Here is a 22253-nt window from a genome sequence, read left to right as displayed (position 1 = left end):
GGGGGGGGGGGGGGGGTGCGCTGGATCGTGGACGCCATGAACGTCGTCGGGTCACGCCCGGACGGCTGGTGGCGCGATCGCGGACGCGCCACGGCCCGGTTGCTCGAGCAGATCGCGCGGTGGGCCTCGGAGCACGGCGAGCCCGTGACCGTGGTGTTGGAGCGGCCGCCGCTCACCCCACTCGACGGTGGCGTCGTCGACGTGGCGTGGGCGCCTGCGGCGGCGCCGAACTCCGCCGACGACGAGATCGTGCGATTGGTGGGCGCGGCGGCCGACCCCGCCGAGGTCGTCGTGGTGACGTCGGACGGCGAGCTGGCCCGTCGGGTGCGCCTGCTGGGTGCGGCGGTGCGGCCGGCGGGCGGCTTTCGCGATCTGCTGGACCGCAGCTAGCCGTTCTGCTGCATCGCCAGGCAGGTGCCGTAGTGCTCGGGCGTGCAGGGCACGCCACCGACGGACGGCACGTCGCCGGGCGTCACCTGCACCGGTCCCGGGGCGGTGGAGCCCGGCGGCAAGAACGCGGGCGCGCTGGAGCCCGCCTGGGCGCAGACCCCCTCCCACCGGGTGGGTGAGGTGCCGTTGGGGCACGTCGACGCCGCGGCGGGTGCTGCCACCGCCAGCGGTGCCGACGCCACCGCGACCGCACATCCCATCAGCAGAAGTCCGCGCTTCGCGGCCATCGTCACGCTCCCAGGTCTCTCGTCCCCGCCCCGCGGTCAGGGTACGGGGCGGGGCGGGGACGGGATCCAACGGGACGTGCGGTCACACGCACACGACCCACACGCACAGGCCGCCCTGCGGTTCCCAGCCACCGTTCCAGCCGCCGGGGATGGGTCCGCCACCAGGGGGAGGCGGAGGTGGCGGCGCCCATCCGGCGGGTCCCGGGCCGCCCCAGGCGGGCGGAGGTGGTGGCGGGCCCCAGCCGGGCCCGGGACCACCGGGACCACCGGGGCCGGGCGGGGGAGGTGGTGGTGGGCCCCAGGCGGGGACCGGTCCCGGGCCGGGGCCGGGGTCGGCCGACGCGATGCCGGCGCCGAGGCCCAGAGCGCCCGCGGTCAGCGTTCCTGCGACGGCCAGTCCTGCGATGACCTTGCTTGCCTTCATCATCGGTTCCTTCCAGGTTCGGATGGTCCCGGCTCGAGGGGTGTCCGGTGCCCATCCACGATCCATCATCGTTAGCCAAAGTAAGTACCAGCTATGAATCCGCTCAGCATCGGCAGAGTGCGCGGCCCCCACCGGCGAGCACCAGGTCACGTATGTTGGGTCGGTGCAACTGGACGTGACCACGGCGCTCCGGATCGTCGCGGCCGCACACGCGGAGGCGGCGCGCCGCGGCGTGACGGTGTCGGCGGCGGTCGTCGACGCAGGCGGAAACCTCGTCGCCTTCGCCAGGATGGACGGTGCCGAGATCGCCGGTCCGGTGTTGGCCGTCGACAAGGCCTACACCGCAGTGGCCAACCGCATCGCGACGTCCGAGTTGGCCCGCCTGGCGGCACCCGGCGGCGAACTGTACGGACTGCAGGCCAACGGCGGCGGACGCTTCGTGATCTTCGGCGGCGGCGTCCCCGTGCGCGTCGACGGGGAGGTGGTCGGCGGCGTGGGTGTCAGCGGTGCCAGCGCGGCCGACGACGAGGCCTGCGCGGTGGCCGGGATGGCCGCGTTCGGCTGACGGAACCCGCGGTCGGGTTCGCTCGTTGGGCCCGGCGTGGATTCGATCCCTGCTGCCCGGGTGCCGCGTACGCTACGCGCTCTGATCGCGATCGGATTGGCGCGGTGCCTGCGGCAACCACGTGTACGGCTCCTCCGGGCGTCCCGACGAGCCGAGGATGAACGTCCGGTCGGTCCGGTTCGCCCGCGCGATCGTCGCCAGCCACGTCGCGACGGTGCTGACGCGGTTGCGCACCCCGGTGAGGAACGCGATGTGGATGAAACCCCAAGCGAGCCAACCGATCGCGCCCTTCAGTTTGACCGGTCCCGCCTGCAGCAGGGCGTGGCCGCGGCTGATGTAGGCGGCCGACCCGAGGTCGCGGTACCGATAGTCGCGCCGCGACTTGCCGGCGAGGTCGCGCCGGATGACCGCCGCGACGTGCAGACCGCCCTGCATCGCGTTCTCGGCCACCCCGGGCAGGCCGTCGCGGCCCACCAGGTCGCCGACGACGAAGACCTCCGGGTGCCCGGCCACCGCCAGATCGGGCCCCACCGCCATGCGGCCACCGTGATCGGCGTCGACACCGAGCACCTCCGCGGCGTGCCTGGCGAACGGCACCGCCTCGACGCCCGCGGTCCACAACACCGTGCGCGCCGCGTGGTCCTCGGCGGGGCCACCGGACTTCGGCGTCACCGTCACGCCGTCGCTGCGCACGTCGGTCACGTGCACGCCCATCCGCAGTTCGACGCCGAGGCGCCGCAGCGTGGCGGCGGCACCCTCGGCGAGCGCGGGCGCGAAGCTCTTGAGCACGCGGTCGCCGCCGTCGAACAGCAGCACGCGAGCCTCCTCCGGCTCGATGCTGTGGAACTCGTGCGCCAGCGCGCGCGTCGCGAGTTCGCGGATTTGACCGGCCAATTCGACGCCCGTCGGGCCGCCGCCCGCGACGGCGAACGTCAGCCAACCGTCACGCTCGGGCCCGGGCGGCAGGGTTTCGGCGATCTCGAACGCGCCGAAGACGCGCCGCCGGATGCTCAGGGCGTCGTCGAGGGTCTTCATCCCCGGTGCCCATTGGGCGAAGTCGTCCCGCCCGAAGTAGGACTGGCGCATGCCGGCGGCGATCACCAGGTAGTCGTAGTCGAGGGTGAACGTCGACTCGCAGGGGCGGCGCGCGATGACGCGGCGCGCGGTGGGGTCCAGCTCGATGGCCTCGCCGAGCAGGGTCGTCACGTTGCGGTGCTCGGCGAGTTCCTCGCGCAGCGACCGTGAGATCTGGCCGATGCTCAACGTGCCCGTCGCGCACTGGTAGAGCAGGGGCTGGAACACGTGGCACGCGGCCCTGTCGAGCAGCGTCACGTCGACGTCGAGCGAGCCCAGGCGCCGAGCGCAGAACAGGCCGCCGAACCCACCGCCGATGATCAGGACTCGGGGCCGCTCCGCCGTCGTCACGATCCGGCTTCCTGCGGGGTGATCACGACGGCCACCCGCTCCTTGTTCCCTCTGGCGATGATGGCCTCGACCAGCGTGATGACGCGAAAGGCGAAGCCGTACTTGCGTTTCACCCGCTGACGCACGTCCTCGACGCGCGCGGCGTCGGTGACGATCTCGGCCGAGCCGTGGAGCACCGGGGCGCCCGGTGCGATCTTCCCCATGCGGCTGCACGGGGTGACGGTGACGTGCGGATTGCGTCGAATGCGCTTGACCTTCCAGGCGTCGGCGGGGGTCCACATGACCAGGCGGTCGCCGTCGGGTGCCACCCACATCGGTGCCGCCACCGGATCGCCGTTGCGCTTGAAGCTGACTAGCGAAACGAATTGCTCGGCGCCGACGCGCGTGGTCAACGTGGTCGGCGCGCCGTCGTCGGCTCGGTCCGCGGGGTGATCGGGGTGCACGACGACCACTATTGCACTTATTGCACTCCGCCCCTACCGGCGGCATCGAGCCAGGTGGTGACTGCATACCTGCGCCGAGGCGGGGTACCCGCGGGCTCGACCAGAGGGGAGACCACATGACGTCGGAGGCCACGCGACGCGCCGGCGACGCCGGATCCGAACCCGCCGACCGGCTCGACCGCAAGATCACCGGCCCGCTGCTGTTCCTGTTCATCCTGGGTGACGTGCTCGGGGCAGGGGTGTATGCGTTGATGGGGGTGCTGGCCGGCGACGTCGGCGGGGCGCTGTGGGCGCCGTTGCTGGTGGCGTTGGTGCTGGCGCTGCTCACGGCGGGCTCCTACGCCGAACTCGTCACGAAGTACCCGCGTGCCGGGGGTGCCGCGGTGTTCGCCGAACGCGCGTTCGGGCGGCCGGAGATCTCGTTCCTGGTCGGGTTCTGCATGCTCGCCGCCGGCGTCACCAGCGCGGCGGGGCTGGCCTTGGCGTTCGCCGGAGACTATTTGACGACCTTCGTCGACGTCCCGCCGGTGCCCGCCGCCATCGTGTTCCTGACGCTCGTCGCCTGCCTGAACGCGCGGGGCATCAGCGAATCGGTGAAGAGCAACGTCGTGATGACGGTCATCGAGTTGACCGGTCTGCTGATCGTCGTCGTCGTGGTTGCGGTGATGGTGTCCGGCGGACGGGGTGACGTGGGGCGGGCGGTCGAGTTCCCCGAGCGGACGTCGCCGGCGCTGGCGATCCTGGGCGGCGCGATCGTCGCGTACTACTCGTTCGTGGGGTTCGAGACGTCGGCGAACGTCGCCGAGGAGATCCGCGATCCGAGTCGGGTGTATCCGCGAGCGCTGTTCGGGGCGCTCGTCACCGCCGGTGTGGTGTACGCGCTCGTCGGCGTGGCCAGCGCGACCGCGTTGCCCCCGGAGGAACTGGTCGATTCGTCGGGGCCGCTGCTCGACGTCGTGGCGGCGTCCGGGGTGTCGGTGCCGCCCTGGTCGTTCAGCGCCATCGCTCTGGTCGCGGTGGCCAACGGCGCGTTGCTCACGATGATCATGGCCAGTCGGCTCGCCTACGGGATGGCCGAACACCGTCTGCTCCCGGCCGCACTCGCCCGGGTGCTGCCGCGGCGGCGCACGCCGTGGGTCGCGATCCTTGCCACCACCGCGGTGGCGATGCTCCTCACGCTCGTCGGCGACCTGTCCACGCTCGCCGAGACCGTGGTGCTGCTGCTGTTGTTCGTGTTCCTGTCCACCAACGTCGCGGCGTTGGTCTTGCGCCGCGACGCGGTGGCCCACGACCACTTTCGGGTGTGGACGGTCGTGCCGGTACTCGGGGCGGCGTCGTGCGTGCTGCTGCTGACGCAGCAGGACGCGAAGGTGTGGCTGTTCGGGGCGGTTCTGCTGGCCGTCGGCGCGGTGCTGTACGTGCCCGCGGGCCTGGCGTCGCGTCGCGCCGCCCGTTGACCAGAGGGCCAGCGGACTCGGGGCCAGATTCGCCTCGGAGGTCATCGCCGGCAGTACGTCGGAGTGATCGCCGTCGCACTCGATTCCTGCCACGCACCGCTCAATGACTGCCACCTGAAATGCCGGCCCTGAACTGGCGGTTACACGTGGCAGGACACCGCGGACGCGGTCATCGAGAGGGAGCAGAGATCATGAAGAAGACCACCATCGCCGGCATCATCGCCACCGGTTTCGCCGCCGCGGTGTTGGGCCTGGCCGCCCCGGCCAGCGCGGGCATCGATCACCACACCTGGATCAACGACATCCAGCAGACCGCGACCGTGCCCGCCCCGCAGGCGACCTTCGGCGACGGCCGCTGAACCCAGTCCCTCGGCACACGGGACCCTCGGAACACGGGACCCTCGGAACACGGGACCCTCGGCGTACGGGGCATCCACCCTTGGGGTGGGTGCCCCGTCGTCGTGTCGAGGGGCCCGTCATCCGGGTCATCGACCGTTCGATTGCCGTCAGGGTCGTGATCTCCGCGCGAATCACGACCCTCACGGCAATCGGAACCGCGTCCGGGTCCACCGATCGGGGGAACGAGGTTTCATCCGCCGGTGGGGCCGGTCGGTCGATATGGCCGGCGCGTCGTGGGCGGGAGTATGGGGTCATCGCCGGAACACGCCGGCCGGACCACTCGAAAACCGCTCGCTCTCAGGAGAAGTCATGACCAAGATCCTCGCCACCATCGCCCTGCCCGTCGCCGCCGCTGGCATTCTGGGCGGTGCGGCCCTGGGCCTGGCCGGTGCCGCCAACGCCGCCACCGGCGAGGCGCCCTCGGGCCACGGCTACTCGTACTCGCCGCAGACGTTCGCCCACCCCGCGCCGACGGTGGGCCCGGGCTGGCACGGCAACCACGGCCCCGCCTACATCGCCCACCTGACCGGTGCCGACCAGAAGTAGGCGCCCCCGGACCCCCGGCCTCGAGGCCCCCACCCCACATCCCCGGGGGTGGGGGTTTCGTCGTCGTGGTCGCCACCAGGGCCGTGGATCCGCCGCGGCCACCACCCTGACGGCAGTCGGCAGGTCGATTCCTGCCACGGGCCGCTCAATGACTGCCATCCGAAATAGGTGCGTTGACGTGCGGGTTACACGTGGCAGGACACCGCGGACGCGGTCATCGAGAGGGAGCAGAGATCATGACGAAGACCACCATCGCCGGCATCATCGCCACCGGTTTCGCCGCCGCGGTGTTGGGCCTGGCCGCCCCGGCCAGCGCCGGCATCGATCACCACACGTGGATCAACGACATCCAGCAGACCGCGACCGTGCCCGCCCCGCAGGCCACCTTCGGCAACGGCCGCTGAACCCAGTCCCTCGGCGTACGGGGCATCCACCCTTGGGGTGGATGCCCCGTCGTCGTGTCGAGGGGCCCGTCATGTGGGGCATCGCGTGTTCGGGTCCACCGATCGGGGGAACGAGGTTTCATCCGCCGGTGGGGCCGGTCGGTCGATATGGCGGGCGCGTCGTGGGCGGGAGTATTGGGTCATCGCCGGAACACCCCGGTAGAGAAGACCAAAACCCCTCGCCCCCAGGAGAAGTCATGACCAAGATCCTCGCCACCATCGCCCTGCCCGTCGCCGCCGCCGGCATTCTGGGCGGTGCGGCCCTCGGCCTGGCCGGTACCGCCACCGCCGCCACGGTAGGGGGCGAGGCGCCCTCGGGCCACGGCTACTCGTACTCGCCGCAGACGTTCGCCCACCCCGCGCCGACGGTGGGCCCGGGCTGGCACGGCAACCACGGCCCCGCCTACATCGCCCACCTGACCGGTGCCGACCAGAAGTAGGCGCCCCCCGGACTCGAGGCCCCCACCCCACATCCCCGGGGGTGGGGGCGTCGTGTCGATTGCCCGGGGTCGCGGATCCGCGGCGTTCACGGCCGTGGAAGCCATCGACGCCATCCCGCAAGCGAGACGGCGGACATGTCAGACCTCGAATGTATGTTCGAAGAATGCGGGCGGGGGCGGTGTCAGAGGCGGTGGCAGCGTTGCGCGGCGCCGTTGATGCGCTGGCCGCCTGCGACCTCGAATCACTCGACGCCGCCGAGCGGGTGGAACTCCTCGCGGACTTGGAGACCCACCGCTGCCGCATCCCCGCGCTCGAACACCGCCTGATCACTTCCCTGGATGCCGATACCCCGCCATCGCAGTTGGGGGCCAAGAGTCTTGCCGATGCGTTGCAGACCCGGCTGAACCTGCACCCCAGAGAAGCCAAGCGCCGCGTCGCGGTGGCTGCCGACCTCGGGCCCCGTCGATCCTTGACCGGGCAGCCGATGCCGCCGAAGTTGCCCGCGACGGCGATCGCGGTGGCGCACGGGGTGATCAACGCCGATCACGTGACCGTGATCCGCGACGCGGTCGCCAAGGTCCCCGGCCACGTCGACCCGATGTAGCGGTCGGGGTTGGAGGTCGCGTGGGCGCGGGCCGCGATGTCGATGGCGCCGCATCAGTTGGCCGCCGATCTCACGCGTGCGCTGTACCTCCTCGATCAAGACGGGCCGGAACCCACCGACAAGGACGGTGCGCGTCGCCGTGGCATGACCGTCGGGAAGCAGGGAGCCGATGGCACCGTCGCGGTGAAGGTCGTGATGACCGCCGCCGCCTGGGCCGCCCTGGAAGTCCTGTTGGCGAAGTTCGCGGCCCCCGGGATGTGCAACCCCACCGACGACGAGCCCTGTACGTCGGGGACACCGAGCCAAGCGCAGATCGACGCCGATGACCGCACCCTGGCCCAGCGCCGTCACGACGCGTTGGCGTTCCTCCACCGCACGGCCCTGGCCAAGGGTGAACTGGGTCGGCTCAACGGGATTCCGACGGCGATCCTGATTCGCACCACGTTGAGCGATCTGGAGTCGCGCGCCGGAGTCGGGGTGACCGGCGGCGGGACCGTGCTGACGCGCCGCGAGATGCTGCAGCTGGCCGCCCAATCCACCACCACCGGGTTCCTGACGCTGTTCGACGATGCGACCGGCAAGGTCCTCGACCTGTTCCAGACCCGCCGCACCGCCACCGTCGTGCAACGCCTCGCGCTGATCACCCGCGACGGGGGCTGCACCAAACCCGGCTGCACCGTCGGGGCGTACGGCTGCCAGGTGCACCATGCGGTCAAGGACTTCGCCCATGGCGGGAACACCAACGTCAACGACAACGCCCTGGCGTGTGGCGGTGACAATCGGCTGGTCGGCACGACCGGCGGGTGGACCACCCGGATGAACGAGCGCCACGAGGTCGAATGGCTACCGCCCCCGCTGCTGGACCGCGGCCAAACCCGGGTGAACACCTACCACCACCCCGAACGACTCCACCCGCCGCCGGGTGGTGGGGAAAGCGGCTGCGCGGCAGGCGAATCAGCGGGGGAGACCCCCGTCGGAAGGAGCGAGGCGGGCGCGCAGGCCGACGCGGGTGCCCGGGTGGACGTGGACGTGGGCCGCGACGTCGTTGCCGACTTCGACATCGCCGATCCGTGGGCGCCAGAACACCACCCGCACCGCGAACCCGCCCCCGGCGGGCCCGAACCGCCACACGGAAGCGAGGTGGTGTAGTCACGGGCACGCTCGAGATCGACTATGACGCGGTCGTCGTCCACCAGCCCGCCTGCAGCGGGTTGGAGGTGCATCCCGCGACCCACGGCGCCTGACCCAAGACCCGAGGCCCGCGACCGTTGGCCCGCGACCGTTGGCCCGTGGCTCGAGGCTTCTGAACCAGGGCCTGCGAACCGAGGCTTGAGACCCGCTGCCCGCTGCCCGCTGCCCGCGACCCGTGACCCGAGGCGCCCAACCCAGGCGCCAAACCCGAGGCGCGCGGCCCCCGCTCAGTCCTCCTTGCGGATCAGCCGCAGCAGCGCCTCGCGGTCGGGGGCCAGCAGTTCGTCGATGCGCGGCTGATTGACGTCGGCCACGATGATCTCGCCGACCTCCTGATACACGTCGCTGAAGATGCCGTGACACTTAATCTTCTCGGTCTGATAGATGTTGTCCTCGGTGGGCGTCACGTAGTAGACGATCTCCGGCTTGAACCGGTGGATCAGCCACAGGTGGATGACGTCCATCAGGCGCTTCTTGCGCAGCTTCTCGGCATAGGTGTTCTGGTCGCGCACCGTCAGGATGTTGCGTCCATGACGATCCTTGATGGGGTCGACGACGACGTCGGCCAGCTTCTCCTCGCCGTCGCCGTAGATCCCGAGTTCCAGGACGTCGGAACCGGCACGCCGCGGCCGCAGCTGCACCCGCAGCTGCTCACCCAGCTGGTAGTGCTCGCTCCACAGGGCCAGCCAGTCCTCCAGCAGTTTGCGCGGCACCTCGGTCTGCACCAGATGCTGATGTTGTGTCGATCCCTTGCCCATGGCCTTGGTGGTGGCGGTGCGCCCCGACGACGCGGCGAGCGCAGCATCGCTGCGCGGTCCACCGACGAGGGTTTGCGGTGTGCGGTAGGGGGATTCGACCAACCGCATCTTGCGTTGCAGCCGCGCCAGCGCCAGCATGCCCTCCTGCTGCAGCGACGTCGCGAACTCCTCGCACGCCACGCCGTCGACCTGGTGGCCGCCGTAGGTGATGAAGTTGAAGACGAACCCCATCTTGCCGAGTTCTTCCGGGAACGCCCGCATCTCGTCATCGGTCATCCCGGTGGTATCCCAGTTGAACGACGGCGACAGGTTGTACGCCAGCATCTGATCGGGGTACACGGCGTGGATCGCGTCGGCGAACTCCTTGGCGTCGGCGAGATCCGCGGTCTTGGTCTCCATCCACAGGATGTCGGCGAACGGCGCGGCCGCCAACGACTTGGCGATGGCGTACGGGATGCCGCCGCGCACCTGGAAGTACCCCTCCGGCGTCTTGGCCCGCTCGCAGTCCCACGCCACGTCGACGCCCAGTTCCCTGGCCTTCTCCCGCGCGGTGTACAGCGGCGCCCGCTCGGCGAACGTCCGCCACTGCGCGACGCTCATCGCGGGGGCGTCCCCCTCGCGGGCCCGGAACTCGAGCAGCTCCGCGACGGCTTCGGCATAGGTTTGCAGCCCCGAATCCACCTGCCATGCGTCGACGAACGTCGACTCCACCTCGTCGTACACGGCGTCGACCGATGCGGCCCGCCCGTCGAGCCATTCCGCGGCCGCCCCGTCGATGACGTCGATGAGCCCCTGGCGTTGCAGCCACGCCTCCGCCTCGGCGTACTCACCGTCGGGCAGTGCGTAGAGCAGGTGCCCGTTGATCTCGGTGACGCCCCGCTCGTGGAACCGGCGCATCATGGCCAGGAAGCACGCCTTGTAGGACGGGATCTTGAGGTTGGTCGCTCCCAGCAGGAACGGCTGGTCGCGTTCGTCGGCACGGCTGTCGATGAGGTTGGCCGCCTCGGCGTCGGTGCGGGCGACGATGATGCCCGGCACGCCCATGACGTCGAGTTGGAAGCGGGCGGTGTTGAGCCGCTTGAGTTGTTCGTCGGACGGTACGAGGACCTTGCCACCCTGGTGGCCGCACTTCTTGGTGCCGGGCCGCTGATCTTCGATGTGGTATCCGGGGACGCCGGCCTCGACGAAGCGCCGGATGAGGTTGCGGACGTGTGGATCACCGCCGTGGCCGGTGTCGGCGTCGGCGATGATGAACGGCCGGTAATCCACCGCGGGCGTGGCGGCGCGCTGCTGCTCGGTCATCTGCATTCGCAGGTAGTGCTGGTTGCGGTCGGCGGTGAGCAGGGCCCGCACCAAGCCGGCGGCCTCGTCGGGGACCTGGCTCAGCGGGTAGCTCGCGAGGTCCGGGCCCGGATCCTCGCTGATCGATCCCTTGGCCGACGTCGCCCACCCGCCCAGGTAGATGCCTTCGATGCCCATCCGTTTCATCACCACGGCCTGCCCGGGCGAATACGGCCCGAACGTGGTGATGCTCTTCTTCTTCGCGAACAGCTCACGCAGGTGCGGATAGAACTCGGTCGCCGCCTCACGGGCCACGCGATGATCGGTTCCGATGGTGCCGCGCTGTTCGGCGACCTGCCGGGCGCTGTAGAGCCGCACGATGCCCTCGAAGCGCGGGCTGTCGAAGTACCGCTGGACGTCGGCGACCTGCCGTTCGAAGTCGGTCTGGTGGGCGGCGGCGTCCGTGTCCGTTCCTGAGGCCATGGCTACGCTCCTCGCTGAGCATCGGGTCAGATGCCGCGAGTTTAGCCCCGGGGCCTCGACCGGCATGGTCGATCCGACCGCACCGTATGATCGCTGCCCAAGCGAGGAGAGGACCAGCTCATGCCGCGTCCCAGCGTGGAGGTCGAACGTCGCCGACAGATTCTCACCGCGGCGTGCGACGTGATCGCCCGGGTGGGCGTTCCCCAACTGCGGCTGAACGACGTGGCCACGGTCGCCGGGGTCAGCTCCGGCACCGTGCACTACTACTTCGAGTCCAAGCGCGCCGTCCTGGCGGCGGCGTTCGAGTTCAACCTCACCGAGTCACTGCAGCGCCGTGAGGAGCTGCTGACGTCGGGCAAGAGCAGCATCGACTTGTTGCTGGCCCTGGTCGACTCCTACCTGCCCGTCGACGAAATGTCCTGTCGGGCTTGGAAGGTGTGGCTGGCGCTGTGGGCGGAGGCCGCGCGCGACCCTGCGCTGCGCGAGGTCAACGACCGTCTCTACGGTCAGTGGCGCACGCTGGTCGCCGACGTGATCAAGGCGGCACAGACCGAGGGCAGCGCGCGTCACGGACGCCCGAAGACGTTGGCCAACATGCTCATCGGCATGCTGGACGGTCTGGCGGTGCAGCTCGTCGTCGAGTCTGCCGACGTCGATCTGGCCACCGTCCGGCGGACCATCAAGACGTTCGTCAAGGACTTCATCGCCCTACCCGCGAAGCCCGGCGGTGGTTAGAGGTTGCGGGAGATCACCAGCTTCATGATGTCCGACGTGCCCTCTTCGATCTCCTCGAGCTTGGCGTCGCGCATCCACTGCTCCACCGGGTATTCGCGCGAGTAGCCCCAGCCGCCCAACGTCTGCACGGCGGCGTGCGTGACGAACATGGCGGTCTCGGAGGCCGTGAGCTTGGCCATGGCCGCCAGACCGCGCGCGGGTGCGCCTGCGTCGATCACCCGGGCGGCATGGTGCACCAGCAGTCGGGCCGCTTCGATGCGGGTGGCCATCTCCGCCAGCCGGAACGCGACGGCCTGGTGCTCGATGATGGTGACGCCGAACTGCTTTCGCGTCCTGGCGTAGTCCAGCGCGTACTCGTAGGCGGCCCGAGCGGCGCCGACGGCGGCGGCGCCCAGCACCACGCGGGAGATGTCGAACGTGCCCATCAGCCCGTAGAACCCCTGGCCTTCGCCGCCCAGTCGGTGCTCCTCGGGCACGAAGACGTCGTCGAAGAAGATCTCGCGGCACACGATGGCGCGCTGGCCCATCTTGCGCATGGGCGCGCCGAACGACATGCCGGCGGTGTCGCGGTCCATCAGGAAGGCGGAGATGCCGCCCGAGCGCTGTGTCGGGTCGGTCTTGGCGAACACCACGTAGAACTGGGCGGCGCCGGCGTTCGAGATCCACGCCTTCTGTCCCGACAGCCGATAGCCGTCGGCGACACGCGTCGCGGTGGTCGAGATGGAGGCCGCGTCCGAACCGGACCCCGGTTCGGTGGTCGCCAGGGCCGTCATGGGTGCGCCCGGTCCGGTGAGCGGCGTCAACCATTGCCGCTTCTGCTGCTCGGTGCCCAGCACCATGATCGGATCGGAGAAGAAGCCGTTGGAGCACACCAGGTTTCCGATCCCGGGATCCCCCCAGCACAGCTCTTCCTGGACCAGGCACTGGGTGAACACGTCGGTGAAGCCGCCGCCGCCGTACTCCTGCGCGATCATGAAGTCGGTGATGCCGACGTCGGCGGCCTTGGCGAACACGTCGACGGGCGTCACGACGTCGGCTTCGTCCACCTCGCGTCCGCGGGGTCGGATCTCCTTGGCGGCGAAGTCATGGCACAGCGTGACGATCTGGCGCTGTTCGTCGGTCAGCGGCCAGGCGTCGACGTGGGTGGCGTGCGAGGTGGTCACGAGGTCTCCTGCTGGTCGGAAATGGCGGTCGGGTACTGGGGGGTGGTGAAGATCAGGGCGTCGACGGCGAGCGCGCCGTCGGGGCCCACGCGGATGGGGTTGAGTTCGATCTCGTCGACGTCGGCACGATGAGTGATGAGCCGCGACACCGCGGCGACGACGCGGGCGGCGGCGTCGACGTCGACGGCCGGACGGCCGCGCCAGCCGCGAAGGAGTGGGGCACAGCGTAGTTCGGCCAGCATCGCTGCCGCCTCCGCGGCATCGACGGGTGCCATCGCCACGCGGGTGTCGGCGTGCACCTCGGTCTCGATGCCGCCGGCGCCGACGACGACGATCGGCCCGAGGTCCGGGTCGCGGCGTGCGCCCACCAGGATCTCGACGACGTGAGGACGCACGTCCTGGCTCTCGACGACGTAGTCGCCGGCACCGAGCCGGCCGGACATCTCGGCGAACGCGGCGGCGAGCGCGTCGGGTCCGTCGATGTGGGTCGCGACACCACCGTGTTCGCTCTTGTGCGCCAGCCAGCCCGCCTTGAGGACGACGGGGTACCGCAGGTGCGCCGCGGCGGCGAGGTCGCGCACGTGGCGCACGACCACGGCCTCGGGAAAGACGACGCCGCAGGCGCCGAGCGCCCGGCGGGCGGCCCAGTATCCGGGCCGCAGCGGGACGCGGACGGCGGCCGATGGCGCGTCGACGCTGCGGGGGGTGCCCGCGGGTGTCGCCGCCCCCGCCAGCCCGGCGAGTGCGGCCTCGATCCGGTCGTAGACCGGCACGCCCGCAGTCCACATCGCGTCGCCGATCGGCGTGGCCGCGCCCATGCTGTGGGCGACGACGGGACGGCCGTGGGCGTGGGCGCAGCGCGCCAGCTCGGCGACGACACCCTCTTCGAGTGCGTGCATGTCGGGGTTGTCGCGCGCGTAGCAGCCGAAATACCCGGTGAGCACGACGGCGTCGACCTCGCCCGACGCCAGTAGGACCTCGGTGACGCCGGCGTAGGTGCGCAGATCGCGCTCGCCCGCGCCTGCGAGGTCGACGGGGTTGCTGGTGGCGGCGCCTGCGGGCAGCGCCTCGGTGAGGCGTGCGCTCAGATCGTCGGAGAGTGCGACGACGTCGACGCCGAGAGTGGTGGCGACGTCGGCGGCGATGCCGCATTGGCCGCCGCTGTCGCCGACGACGGCGACGCGCCGACCTCGCGGCGCCGGTGCCGTCAGGCAGGTCCGCGCGACGTCGATGAGTTCGCCGGGGGTGGCGACCCGGATGACGCCCGCGCGTCGGCAGGCGGCGTCGACGACGTCGGTGGGCGCCGTGAGGGATCCGGTGTGCGAGCGGGCCAGCCGCGCGCCCGCCACGCTGGCGCCCACCGTGAGCAACAGGGTGGGCTTGCCCGCGGCGCGCAACCGGGCCAGCACGTCGAAGAGGGCGACGCCGTCGGTGAAGCTCTCCAGGTAGACGGCGACCACACGGGTGCGATCGTGTCGGGCCAGGCCCGCGAGGACGTCGAGCGCGCGCACGTCGGATTGGTTGCCGATGGAGACGAAGCGGGAGACGCCGACACCGTGCCGGGCCCCGAGCTCGGCGAGTTCGGAACCGAGTTGGCCGCTCTGCGACACGATCGCCATGGGCCCGGGTGTCATGTGACCCCACATCAGCCGCAGCTCGGTCTCGGCGTCGTAGATGCCGAGGCTGTTGGTCCCGACGAGGCGCGCTCCGCCGTCGGTGATCCGGCGGGCGAGTGCTGCCTCGTCGGCGACGCCGGTGGTGATGCCGAGGAAACCGCGCACGCCGCGGCGCAATCCGTCGTCGACGACGGCGTCGACGTGTGCGGCGGGTACGCACAGCGCCACCAATTCCGGGGTGGTCGGTAGGTCGGCGATGCTGGGCCAGCAGGGTCGCCCGAGTACCTCGTCGGCGCGGCGATTGACCAGGTGCACGTCGCGGCGGTGGCTGCCGTGCAGGGCACCCGAGGCCAGCCAGTAGCCCCACTTGGCCGGGTCGGCGGAGGCGCCGACGACGGCGATGGATCGGGGGTCGGTGAAGACCGCCAGATCGCCGGTGAGGTGTGAGGTCATCGGGGGGTCGATTCGTCGAGCGCGGCCAGCACCTCGTCGGCGGCGCGGATGCCGGACGAGATGGCGCCGTCGACGTAACCCTGCCATTGCGTTGCCGTTTCGGTGCCGGCCCAGTGGATGCGTCCCGACGGCGTCCGCCACCCCCGTGCTCCGTGCGCGTACCACGCGCCGGGTGCCGGGGTGGCGGCGTAGCCGCCGCAGGCCCAGCGATCGTGCGGCCAGACCTTTTCGGCGTAGTACCGCGGCGAGCCGGCGCGTGGCCCGAACAGCCGCTGCAGCGTGGTCAGCACCTCGCCGCGACGGTCGGCCTCGGTGCGCTGCAGCCAGCGGCGGAGCCGATCGGCGTAGACGAAGGCGACCAGCACGCCAGCGCTCGCGTCGTCGGGGGAGTTGTCGAACACGACGCCGACGTCGGGGGACCCGTACAGCGTCGCCTGGCCGGACAGGCCCTCGGCGCGCCAGAACGGGGTGTCGTAGACGGCGTGCACCTTGGCGACGTCGCCCATGACGGTGCGCTCGATCCACCGTCTGCGGGACAGCGGTAGCGGCGGCTCGAAGGCGATGCCGGTGACGGCGCCGGGGGAGGCGGTGACGACGACGTGGGCGGCCTCGACGGTGCCGCGGTCGGTGACCACCCGGACCCCCTCGGGGGTCTGGACGATGTTCCGGGCTGCGGCGTCGACGTGGACGCGGTCGCCGAGGTGCGCGGCCATGGCGGTCGCCACGGATTGGGCGCCGCCGGCGATCCGGAGTTCCTGCGCGCAGCCGACGGTCTCCATCAGCTGTTCGTAGCCGCCCGCCGCGGCGACGTAGTAGAGGAAGTGGAACAGTGACACGTCGCGCGGTTCGACCGTCCAGACGCCCTGCACCGACAGGGCCAGCCGGGTGCGTGCGTCGGCGTCGGGGACGGCGGCGAGGTAGGACTGTACGGTTTGGCCGTCCCATTCGGCGAGATCGAGGTGGGCGGTGGGGTTTTCGACGTCGATCGTGGCGGCGAGCGCGTCGATTCGGTCGACGGCCGCGTCGTATGCCGAGACCCCGGCGCCGCCGTCGGGCCCGGAGCCGCGGAAGGGGCGCACCACGCCGTCGTCCCAGAGTTCGAGGTGCATCCCGGTGTCGTGGGTGGGGAACGTGGTGCCGCCGAAGCGCTCGATGGCGGCCAGGAAGTGGCGCTGCCGCGGTCCCACCCACTGCCCGCCGTGGTCGAGGACGACGCCGTCGGGGAGGCGTTCGGACAGCACGCGGCCGCCGGGGCGGTGCGACGCCTCCAGTACCTGCACGTCGACGCCACGGTCGCGCAGCGTCACGGCGGTGGACAGCCCGGCGTAGCCGGCGCCGACCACCACGACGGTGGTGCGCGGCGGCAGGGCGCGGATCGGCGTGTCACGGGTCACCATGGCGACCGACACTACAATAACTGGCTCGCCAGTCAACTATTTTTGGTGATGTCGATCGCACCGTTGACAAGACGTGATCGCGGCCACACACTTCCCTAAACTGGCCCGCCGATCAGGAATGAGGTGCCACCGATGGATGACCACGTGTTGGCAGAGCAGCTGCGCCATCGTCTCGATGCGCTCGAGTCACCGGATGCGGCAATGCATCTCGGTGGTGACCTGGCGTTGCGCGACGTGCTGTTGACGGCGCTCACCTTGGTGATCGTCACCGTCGTCCTGGTTTGGTGGGCCTACTGATGGCCCGCGTCCAGCGGGTCGCCGCGCAGTCGGGGGGACCGTCGTCCGAGGAGGCGCCGGGTGGCTTCGATGCGACCCTCACCGACCTCCCGCTGCTACGGCACGAGCGCATCTGGAACTTCTGGCAGCATTCGGGCGTCAACGTCGGCCTCGCGGTGGCCACGTGGGCGTTCCTGCAGGGCGCGGCCGTCGCGTACTACGTGGGGGTCGAGCAGGCCATCGCCACGCTGGTCATCGGTTACGGCGTCAGCGTCTTCCTGGTGGCCCTGGCGCCCTGCCTGCCGTCGGTGAAGTACGGCATCGAGCAGTTCGTCGGCATCAGGTCCACGTTCGGCGAGCGAGGTGCCCGCATCGTGATGGTCGCGGCCTCGACGCTGCTGGCGGCGGCCTGGTCGGCGGTGCTGGCCATCATGTTCGGGCACGGGCTGGTGACCGTCGCCAACCAGGCGCTGGGCACCAGCTGGTCGGAGAGCGGGGCCGCCGCGAGCATCCTCGGACTCGTCGCCATCGTGACGTCCTTCGTCGTGCTGTGCCGCGGACCGGTGTCGGTCGAGGCCGTCTGCCGGGCCATCGCACCGCTGCTCGTCGCGATCCTGGTCGTCGTGCTCGTCATCGTGTTCTCGCGGTACTCCTACGGCGAGCTGGTGGCGATGACGCCGCTGGGTGGAGTGAGCGACGACCCCCACGGCAATTTCATGATCGCCATCGAACTCAGCCTCGCGGGTGGGTTCGCCTGGTGGCCCAACCTCGGTAATCTGGCGCGGCTGGCGAAGAGTCCGCGAGCGGCGTTCTGGCCGAACTGGATCGGCGTCTTCGCCGCATCCGTGATCGCCGCCGTGGTCGGCGTGTTCGCCGCCCTGGCGCTGCAACTCGACGAGCCCACGCAGTGGTTCGTGCCGCTGGCCGGTGTCGTGCTGGGCGTGGGCTGCCTGGTGGTGGTGTGCCTGGCCAACATCACCGCGATCCTCTCGCAGGGCTACGCCTCGATGGTGGCACTCAAGGGCGGCGGCGGCACCGCGCTGCGTACGGCGAGCTTCCCGGTGCTCGCGCTGGTGATCCTGGGCCCGGCAGCGGTGTTGGTGTTCTTCCCGGCGACGGTCTACGAGAACTACGGAAGATTCGTATCGTGGGGAGCGATCGTGCTGGCCCCGCTGTGCGCCGTGCAGTTCACCGACTACTTCCTGCTCCGGGGGCGCCGGATCAGCGTGCGCGACCTCTATGCGCCCGTCGCCACGTCGGCGTACGGCTACTGGAACGGCGTGAACTACGCGGCTTTCGCGGCCGTTGCGGCGGGTGCGGGCACGTACGCCGCGCTGTTGAACCCGGTCACCTATGAACCGAGCGAGGTCTTCCGGTACACCACGGCGTCGCTGCCCGCCTTCCTGGTGGCCGCGGCCGTGCACTACGTGCTGACGCAGCTCGTCGTGCGTCCGCGGGGCATGGGCGGGTATCGGCCACGACCCTGAGTCATTTGCATCCGAAATATCGCGACCGTCAATATGATGCGGGGGCGTCGTGCTGATACGGCGCCTCGGCGGAGGGAATGTCTCGGTGGCGATGCGCATGACGCCCAACGTGGTGGCCGCGGCCGCCATCCTGACGACGGCGTGGGTGGCGGGGTGCGGGGCGACCACCGCACCCAGCGCCACCTCGACCGAGGCGGCCTCGGCCGACGCCGACACGGGGCAGTTCGTCGTCACTTACGAGGACGCCGATACGCCGGATGCCGTCGCGGGCAAGCAGTTCATGCAGGACCATCGCGTCCTGGAGGATCTCGCCGCCGACGGCACCGACCTGCTGAAGCTGCCCAAGGACATCCCGTTGCACGGCAAGCAGTGCGGCGAGGCGAACGCCTTCTGGGAACCGGAGACCCAGTCGATGATCATCTGTTACGAGGACGCCTCCGGAGCGCTCGACATCTTCACCAAGGCCGGCGACCCGGATCCGGTGAAGTCGGCCGAGAACATCGAACTGGCGACGTTCTTCCACGAGATGGGACACATGGCCATCGACGTCTACGACCTGCCGGTCACCGGGCGCGAGGAGGACGTCGCCGATCAGCTCGCGGCGTTCCTGCTGCTGCAACCCGACGACGACGGTCGGCTGGACCCCGACAACGTGCAGGCCGTGGTGGACGCCGCGCGGGAGTACGACGCCTGGAGCCAGATGGACGGCGCCGAGATCGACGAAACCGCCTTCGCCGACTCGCATTCCATGAACCTCACCCGCAAGTACAACCTGCTGTGCTGGCTGTACGGCGCCGATCCCGACGGTCAGGCGGACCTCGTCAGCAGCGGCCAGCTGCCCAAGGACCGGGCCGACGGGTGTGACGACGAGTGGCGCAAACTCGACCGCGCCTGGTACACGCTGCTGGAACCGCACCTGAAGGACTGAGGTCTCTCGAGGTCCCTAACCCGTCGCCGCGGCCACCCGACTGCTCTCGATCGACTCCAGGATCTCGCCGCTGCGGATCGCGATGTTCGACAGCAGCGACGACGTCAGGCCGTGGGTGTGCTCGGTGTTGCCCTGGACGTAGAGCGCTCCCGCGGTGGGATTGGCCGTCTGCAGTCGGTAGTCCCGCGTCACGGCGGGCCTGCCGGTCTCCATGACCAGTTCGGCGCTCAGCTCGCCGAGGATCTCCTCCAGCGGAGCCGGGGTGAACCCCGTCGCGTAGACCACTGCGTCGCAGTCGAGGTGGTCGACGGCACCGGAGGGATGGTGCAGGATCTCCACGCGGACGCCGTCGGCGTCTTCGACGGTGTTCACGATGCTCGAGGCGCCGCGCAGGAACAGCCGGCGATGGCCCGCGACCCGTTCGGCGTACTCCCGCGCGTAGAGGTCCTCGATCAGCGGGAGGTCGACGGCGGAGTAGTTGGTGGCGCGGTGGTAGTCGATGAGCCGTTGGCGCACACCGGGATCGGCGCCGTAGAAGTCGTCGACGGCGTCGGGGTCGAACACGCGATTGGCGAACGGGCTGTCGTCGGCCGGGCTGTAGCCGTACTTGGCGAACACGCCGTGCACCTCGGTGGACGGCGAGAGATCGTGGAGGTAGGCGGCCACCTCGGCGGCGCTCTGTCCCGCGCCCACCACGACGTAGCGATCGTGGCTGCGGCTCGGCAGCCGCTCCAGGTCGTCGAGGAAGCGGTGGTTGTGCATCTGCCGCGGCGAGGGCTCGACGCCGTCGGGCAACCGCGGGGACAGCCCTCCGGCGATCACGACGTTGCGGGCGCGCAACACGCCCGACCGCGCGCCGGTGAACCCCACCTCGAACACGCCGCCGTCGACGGCGCGCACGTCGGTGACGCGGCAGCCGTACCGGACCGTGGCGGACACCTTTGCCGCGGCCCAACTCAGGTAGTCGTGGAACTCCAGGCGGGTGGGGAAGAACGTCTTGTAGTTGATGAACTCGGTGAGCCGTCCACGCTCGGTGAGGTAGTTCAGGAAGGTGAACTCGCTCTGCGGATTCCGCTGGGTCACCAGATCCTTGAGGAACGAGATCTGCATGGTGGCGCCCGGGATCAGCATGCCGGTGTGCCAACCGAACTCGGGCTTGCACTCGATGAACTCGGCGGTCAGCGGGGCCGCGTTGGTGGCCTCGTTGCGTTCGCGCAGCGCGATGGCCAGCGCCAGGTTCGACGGCCCGAAGCCGACGCCGACGACGTCGAGCACGGGTCCGTGGCCATGGGTCGACGCCGTCATGGCGCGATGGTCGATACGCATCGTCATCACGCACCCGCCATCTGCTCGAGCGCACCCGGGACGGGCTCGCTGGGGTCGCTGCCCAGCGCGACGATGCGGTTGTGGGCGTCGACGTGGACCACACGCGGTGTGTGCCGCGCTCGTTCGGCCTCGTCGACGACGAGGAAGGACATGATGATGACGAGGTTTCCCGGCGACACCAGGTGGGCCGCGGCACCGTTGATGCCGATGACCCCGGTTCCCGCCGCGCCGGTGATGGCGTAGGTGACCAGGCGAGCACCCGAAGTGACGTCGACGACGTGTACCTGCTCGCCCTCGACGATGCCCGCCGACTCCATCAGGTCGGCGTCGATGGTGATCGACCCCACGTAGTGCAGGTCGGCCTGGGTCACCGTTGCCCGGTGGATCTTCCCGCCCAGCAGTGTGCGTTGCATGCTCGCCTCTCTCGCGCCGCCCAGGGGGCGGCGCATCGTGATGTTCCGTGCCGGGAACCGACCGCGTTCCGACGTCGGCAGTACGCGTGATCGGCGACGTCGCATCCTGGCCCGTCACGATCCGTCCACGCTGTCAATGCACTGTGAAAACCATTGGTGCGCACTTGCTTCGAGATGACCGGTGGTGGTCCGGCCGGGCTTGACAGTACCTGAGGTGTCTCACAGTATTACCCAAGCCTAAGCTAATTACCGACATCATTGGAAGCTACGGAAGGAAACCCGACACCATGGCGCACAATCGGTGGTGGCGCACAGCCGCCGTCATGGCGGCCTCGGTCGTCCTCGCGACCGGGCTGCTGACCGCATGCGGTTCGGGCCAGGACACGGCAGCACCGGCGGCCGAGACCGTGACCATCACGCACAAGTTCGGCGAGACCAAGGTGCCCGCCAACCCCAAGCGCGTCGTGACGGTCGGCTGGACCGACCAGGACTTCGTGCTGCCACTGGGCATCGTGCCGGTGAGCGCGCGATCGTTCTCCGAGAACTACGACGAACTGCCGTGGGTGCAGCAGGCCACCGGCGGCAAGGGCATCCCCACCTGGGGTGGTGACGACATCGACTTCGAGGCCATCGCCGCGCAGCAACCCGACGTCATCCTGGCCATCTACGAGACCATCGACCAGAAGACCTACGACCGGCTCTCGCAGATCGCGCCCACGGTCATCCAGTCGGCGGACTACGCCGACGAGGAGACGCCCTGGAACGTCCAATTGCTCACCACCGGCAAGGCTCTCGGCAAGGAAGCCGAGGCCCAGAAGCTCGTCGACGAGGTGCAGGGGCGCATCGACGCCGCCCGCACCGCCAACCCCGAGTTCGACGGCAAGACCCTCGTGGTCGACTTCGGTCCGGAAAGCGGTGGCCACTACCTGCTCGGGGAACGGGATCCGCGGCGGGCGCTGTTCACGGCGTTGGGGTTCACGACCCAGGACGTGACGGGCGACGTCAGCGAGGAGAAGCTGAGCCTGCTCGACCGCGACGTGCTCTTCGTCAACGGCGCCACCAAGGAGCAGATGCTGGCCTCGCCGGCGTTCGCCCGCCTGGCCGTGGTCCGTGACGATCGCACCCTGTACACGACGTTCGACTCCAAGCTCAGCGACGCGCTGACCTACAGCGGGCCCGACTCCATGCTCTACGCCCTCGACGTCGTGACGCCCCAGCTGGCCAACGCGCTCAACGGGCGACCGGTGGCAGACCTGTCCAACGCCTGACCCCCGGCCCACCGAAGCACTCACCGCAACTTCCACCGAATGCCCGCCGGCACC

Annotated in this window: 22 protein-coding genes and 1 pseudogene; 13 read left to right on the top strand and 10 right to left on the bottom strand. The window is 70.2% G+C overall.

The features are described from left to right. Positions 1–15 precede the first annotated feature (15 nt). Entirely contained in the window at positions 16–390 is a 375-nt protein-coding gene (locus tag AC30CM_RS12985; protein WP_490117292.1) for an NYN domain-containing protein, read from the top strand. On the opposite strand, the gene AC30CM_RS12980 is transcribed toward AC30CM_RS12985, so the two are convergent. Beyond that, positions 387–677, bottom strand: coding sequence for a hypothetical protein (locus tag AC30CM_RS12980; protein WP_490117286.1), 291 nt, complete (start codon positions 675–677; stop codon positions 387–389). The genes AC30CM_RS12985 and AC30CM_RS12980 overlap by 4 nt on opposite strands. 82 nt (positions 678–759) lie before the next feature. Next, the gene (locus AC30CM_RS12975) at positions 760–1101 is read right to left on the bottom strand and encodes a hypothetical protein (protein WP_490117285.1); all 342 of its coding nucleotides are present in this window, start codon (positions 1099–1101) and stop codon (positions 760–762) included. A 163-nt stretch (positions 1102–1264) separates the two neighbouring features. Between AC30CM_RS12975 and AC30CM_RS12970 the strand changes: the two genes are divergently transcribed. Then, positions 1265–1666 (top strand): GlcG/HbpS family heme-binding protein, encoded by a 402-nt coding sequence (locus AC30CM_RS12970; protein WP_490117284.1) that lies wholly within the window; start codon positions 1265–1267, stop codon positions 1664–1666. Positions 1667–1738: 72 nt separating this feature from the next. Here AC30CM_RS12970 and AC30CM_RS12965 read toward each other — a convergent pair whose 3' ends face one another. Both AC30CM_RS12965 and AC30CM_RS12960 read right to left on the bottom strand, forming a co-directional pair. Further along, on the bottom strand, positions 1739–3091 hold the full coding sequence (locus AC30CM_RS12965) for an NAD(P)/FAD-dependent oxidoreductase (RefSeq protein ID WP_490117283.1): 1353 nt from the start codon (positions 3089–3091) through the stop codon (positions 1739–1741). Then, a complete protein-coding gene (locus AC30CM_RS12960; RefSeq protein ID WP_490117282.1) occupies positions 3088–3534 on the bottom strand; it encodes a PPOX class F420-dependent oxidoreductase in 447 nt (148 codons plus the stop codon). Before AC30CM_RS12960 ends, AC30CM_RS12965 begins: the two co-directional genes overlap by 4 nt. A 116-nt stretch (positions 3535–3650) precedes the next feature. Here AC30CM_RS12960 and AC30CM_RS12955 point away from each other — a divergent pair, with 116 nt between their 5' ends. From AC30CM_RS12955 to AC30CM_RS12930, 6 genes and pseudogenes are all read left to right on the top strand, one after another. Continuing rightward, a complete protein-coding gene (locus AC30CM_RS12955) occupies positions 3651–4991 on the top strand; it encodes an APC family permease (RefSeq protein WP_490117281.1) in 1341 nt (446 codons plus the stop codon). Between the two features lie 191 nt (positions 4992–5182). Then, the gene (locus AC30CM_RS12950) at positions 5183–5350 is read left to right on the top strand and encodes a hypothetical protein (RefSeq protein WP_490117280.1); all 168 of its coding nucleotides are present in this window, start codon (positions 5183–5185) and stop codon (positions 5348–5350) included. A gap of 349 nt (positions 5351–5699) precedes the next feature. After that, positions 5700–5936 carry a hypothetical protein gene (locus tag AC30CM_RS12945; protein WP_490117279.1) on the top strand — a complete coding sequence of 79 codons (237 nt, stop codon included), beginning with the start codon at positions 5700–5702 and terminating at the stop codon, positions 5934–5936. A gap of 236 nt (positions 5937–6172) precedes the next feature. After that, positions 6173–6340, top strand: a complete 168-nt coding sequence (locus tag AC30CM_RS12940; RefSeq protein ID WP_490117278.1) for a hypothetical protein — start codon at positions 6173–6175, stop codon at positions 6338–6340. Between the two features lie 236 nt (positions 6341–6576). Beyond that, positions 6577–6819, top strand: a complete 243-nt coding sequence (locus tag AC30CM_RS12935; protein ID WP_490117277.1) for a hypothetical protein — start codon at positions 6577–6579, stop codon at positions 6817–6819. 149 nt (positions 6820–6968) lie between these two features. Continuing rightward, positions 6969–8573: pseudogene (locus AC30CM_RS12930) on the top strand (HNH endonuclease signature motif containing protein). Positions 8574–8842: 269 nt separating this feature from the next. On the opposite strand, the gene aceA reads toward AC30CM_RS12930, so the two are convergent. After that, positions 8843–11137, bottom strand: a complete 2295-nt coding sequence (gene aceA / locus AC30CM_RS12925; protein WP_490117276.1) for an isocitrate lyase ICL2 — start codon at positions 11135–11137, stop codon at positions 8843–8845. A gap of 120 nt (positions 11138–11257) precedes the next feature. On the opposite strand from aceA, the gene AC30CM_RS12920 reads away from it, so the two are divergent. Then, a complete protein-coding gene (locus tag AC30CM_RS12920; RefSeq protein ID WP_490117275.1) occupies positions 11258–11872 on the top strand; it encodes a TetR/AcrR family transcriptional regulator in 615 nt (204 codons plus the stop codon). On the opposite strand, the gene AC30CM_RS12915 is transcribed toward AC30CM_RS12920, so the two are convergent. From AC30CM_RS12915 to AC30CM_RS12905, 3 genes are read right to left on the bottom strand one after another with little or no spacing between them, the layout of a single operon-like run. Continuing rightward, the gene (locus AC30CM_RS12915; protein WP_490117274.1) at positions 11869–13035 is read right to left on the bottom strand and encodes an acyl-CoA dehydrogenase family protein; all 1167 of its coding nucleotides are present in this window, start codon (positions 13033–13035) and stop codon (positions 11869–11871) included. The genes AC30CM_RS12920 and AC30CM_RS12915 overlap by 4 nt on opposite strands. Further along, positions 13032–15104: an acetate--CoA ligase family protein gene (locus AC30CM_RS12910; RefSeq protein ID WP_490117273.1), complete on the bottom strand. Its 2073-nt coding sequence runs from the start codon at positions 15102–15104 to the stop codon at positions 13032–13034. Before AC30CM_RS12910 ends, AC30CM_RS12915 begins: the two co-directional genes overlap by 4 nt. Further along, positions 15101–16501, bottom strand: a complete 1401-nt coding sequence (locus tag AC30CM_RS12905; protein ID WP_490117272.1) for a flavin monoamine oxidase family protein — start codon at positions 16499–16501, stop codon at positions 15101–15103. Before AC30CM_RS12905 ends, AC30CM_RS12910 begins: the two co-directional genes overlap by 4 nt. A 132-nt stretch (positions 16502–16633) precedes the next feature. On the opposite strand from AC30CM_RS12905, the gene AC30CM_RS12900 reads away from it, so the two are divergent. From AC30CM_RS12900 to AC30CM_RS12890, 3 genes are all read left to right on the top strand, one after another. Next, positions 16634–16798 (top strand): hypothetical protein, encoded by a 165-nt coding sequence (locus AC30CM_RS12900; RefSeq protein WP_490117271.1) that lies wholly within the window; start codon positions 16634–16636, stop codon positions 16796–16798. Then, entirely contained in the window at positions 16798–18264 is a 1467-nt protein-coding gene (locus AC30CM_RS12895) for a cytosine permease (RefSeq protein WP_490117270.1), read from the top strand. Before AC30CM_RS12900 ends, AC30CM_RS12895 begins: the two co-directional genes overlap by 1 nt. A 91-nt stretch (positions 18265–18355) precedes the next feature. Next, entirely contained in the window at positions 18356–19192 is an 837-nt protein-coding gene (locus tag AC30CM_RS12890) for a DUF4344 domain-containing metallopeptidase (protein ID WP_490117291.1), read from the top strand. A 15-nt stretch (positions 19193–19207) separates the two neighbouring features. Here AC30CM_RS12890 and AC30CM_RS12885 read toward each other — a convergent pair whose 3' ends face one another. Further along, the gene (locus AC30CM_RS12885; RefSeq protein WP_490117269.1) at positions 19208–20497 is read right to left on the bottom strand and encodes a lysine N(6)-hydroxylase/L-ornithine N(5)-oxygenase family protein; all 1290 of its coding nucleotides are present in this window, start codon (positions 20495–20497) and stop codon (positions 19208–19210) included. A 26-nt stretch (positions 20498–20523) separates the two neighbouring features. Next, positions 20524–20931 (bottom strand): aspartate 1-decarboxylase, encoded by a 408-nt coding sequence (panD, locus tag AC30CM_RS12880; RefSeq protein WP_490117268.1) that lies wholly within the window; start codon positions 20929–20931, stop codon positions 20524–20526. A 287-nt stretch (positions 20932–21218) separates the two neighbouring features. Here panD and AC30CM_RS12875 point away from each other — a divergent pair, with 287 nt between their 5' ends. Further along, positions 21219–22199 carry an ABC transporter substrate-binding protein gene (locus AC30CM_RS12875; protein WP_490117267.1) on the top strand — a complete coding sequence of 327 codons (981 nt, stop codon included), beginning with the start codon at positions 21219–21221 and terminating at the stop codon, positions 22197–22199. Positions 22200–22253 lie beyond the last annotated feature (54 nt).

Source organism: Mycobacterium sp. DHQP2018-32-09 (assembly GCF_058148405.1).
Note: the sequence above shows the minus strand (reverse complement) of the source record. Positions and strands in the feature narration are given on the sequence as shown.

Excerpts from the sequence above, each read along its gene's own strand:
- AC30CM_RS12905 (WP_490117272.1), bottom strand. The coding sequence starts at position 16,501 with ATGGTGACCCGTGACACGCCGATCCGCGCCCTGCCGCCGCGCACCACC.
- AC30CM_RS12940 (WP_490117278.1), top strand. The coding sequence starts at position 6,173 with ATGACGAAGACCACCATCGCCGGCATCATCGCCACCGGTTTCGCCGCC.
- AC30CM_RS12975 (WP_490117285.1), bottom strand. The coding sequence starts at position 1,101 with ATGAAGGCAAGCAAGGTCATCGCAGGACTGGCCGTCGCAGGAACGCTG.
- AC30CM_RS12955 (WP_490117281.1), top strand. The coding sequence starts at position 3,651 with ATGACGTCGGAGGCCACGCGACGCGCCGGCGACGCCGGATCCGAACCC.
- AC30CM_RS12945 (WP_490117279.1), top strand. The coding sequence starts at position 5,700 with ATGACCAAGATCCTCGCCACCATCGCCCTGCCCGTCGCCGCCGCTGGC.
- AC30CM_RS12875 (WP_490117267.1), top strand. The coding sequence starts at position 21,219 with ATGGCGCACAATCGGTGGTGGCGCACAGCCGCCGTCATGGCGGCCTCG.
- AC30CM_RS12920 (WP_490117275.1), top strand. The coding sequence starts at position 11,258 with ATGCCGCGTCCCAGCGTGGAGGTCGAACGTCGCCGACAGATTCTCACC.
- AC30CM_RS12890 (WP_490117291.1), top strand. The coding sequence starts at position 18,356 with ATGCGCATGACGCCCAACGTGGTGGCCGCGGCCGCCATCCTGACGACG.
- AC30CM_RS12900 (WP_490117271.1), top strand. The coding sequence starts at position 16,634 with ATGGATGACCACGTGTTGGCAGAGCAGCTGCGCCATCGTCTCGATGCG.
- AC30CM_RS12910 (WP_490117273.1), bottom strand. The coding sequence starts at position 15,104 with ATGACCTCACACCTCACCGGCGATCTGGCGGTCTTCACCGACCCCCGA.
- AC30CM_RS12980 (WP_490117286.1), bottom strand. The coding sequence starts at position 677 with ATGGCCGCGAAGCGCGGACTTCTGCTGATGGGATGTGCGGTCGCGGTG.
- AC30CM_RS12935 (WP_490117277.1), top strand. The coding sequence starts at position 6,577 with ATGACCAAGATCCTCGCCACCATCGCCCTGCCCGTCGCCGCCGCCGGC.
- AC30CM_RS12950 (WP_490117280.1), top strand. The coding sequence starts at position 5,183 with ATGAAGAAGACCACCATCGCCGGCATCATCGCCACCGGTTTCGCCGCC.
- AC30CM_RS12885 (WP_490117269.1), bottom strand. The coding sequence starts at position 20,497 with ATGACGGCGTCGACCCATGGCCACGGACCCGTGCTCGACGTCGTCGGC.
- AC30CM_RS12895 (WP_490117270.1), top strand. The coding sequence starts at position 16,798 with ATGGCCCGCGTCCAGCGGGTCGCCGCGCAGTCGGGGGGACCGTCGTCC.
- aceA (WP_490117276.1), bottom strand. The coding sequence starts at position 11,137 with ATGGCCTCAGGAACGGACACGGACGCCGCCGCCCACCAGACCGACTTC.
- panD (WP_490117268.1), bottom strand. The coding sequence starts at position 20,931 with ATGCAACGCACACTGCTGGGCGGGAAGATCCACCGGGCAACGGTGACC.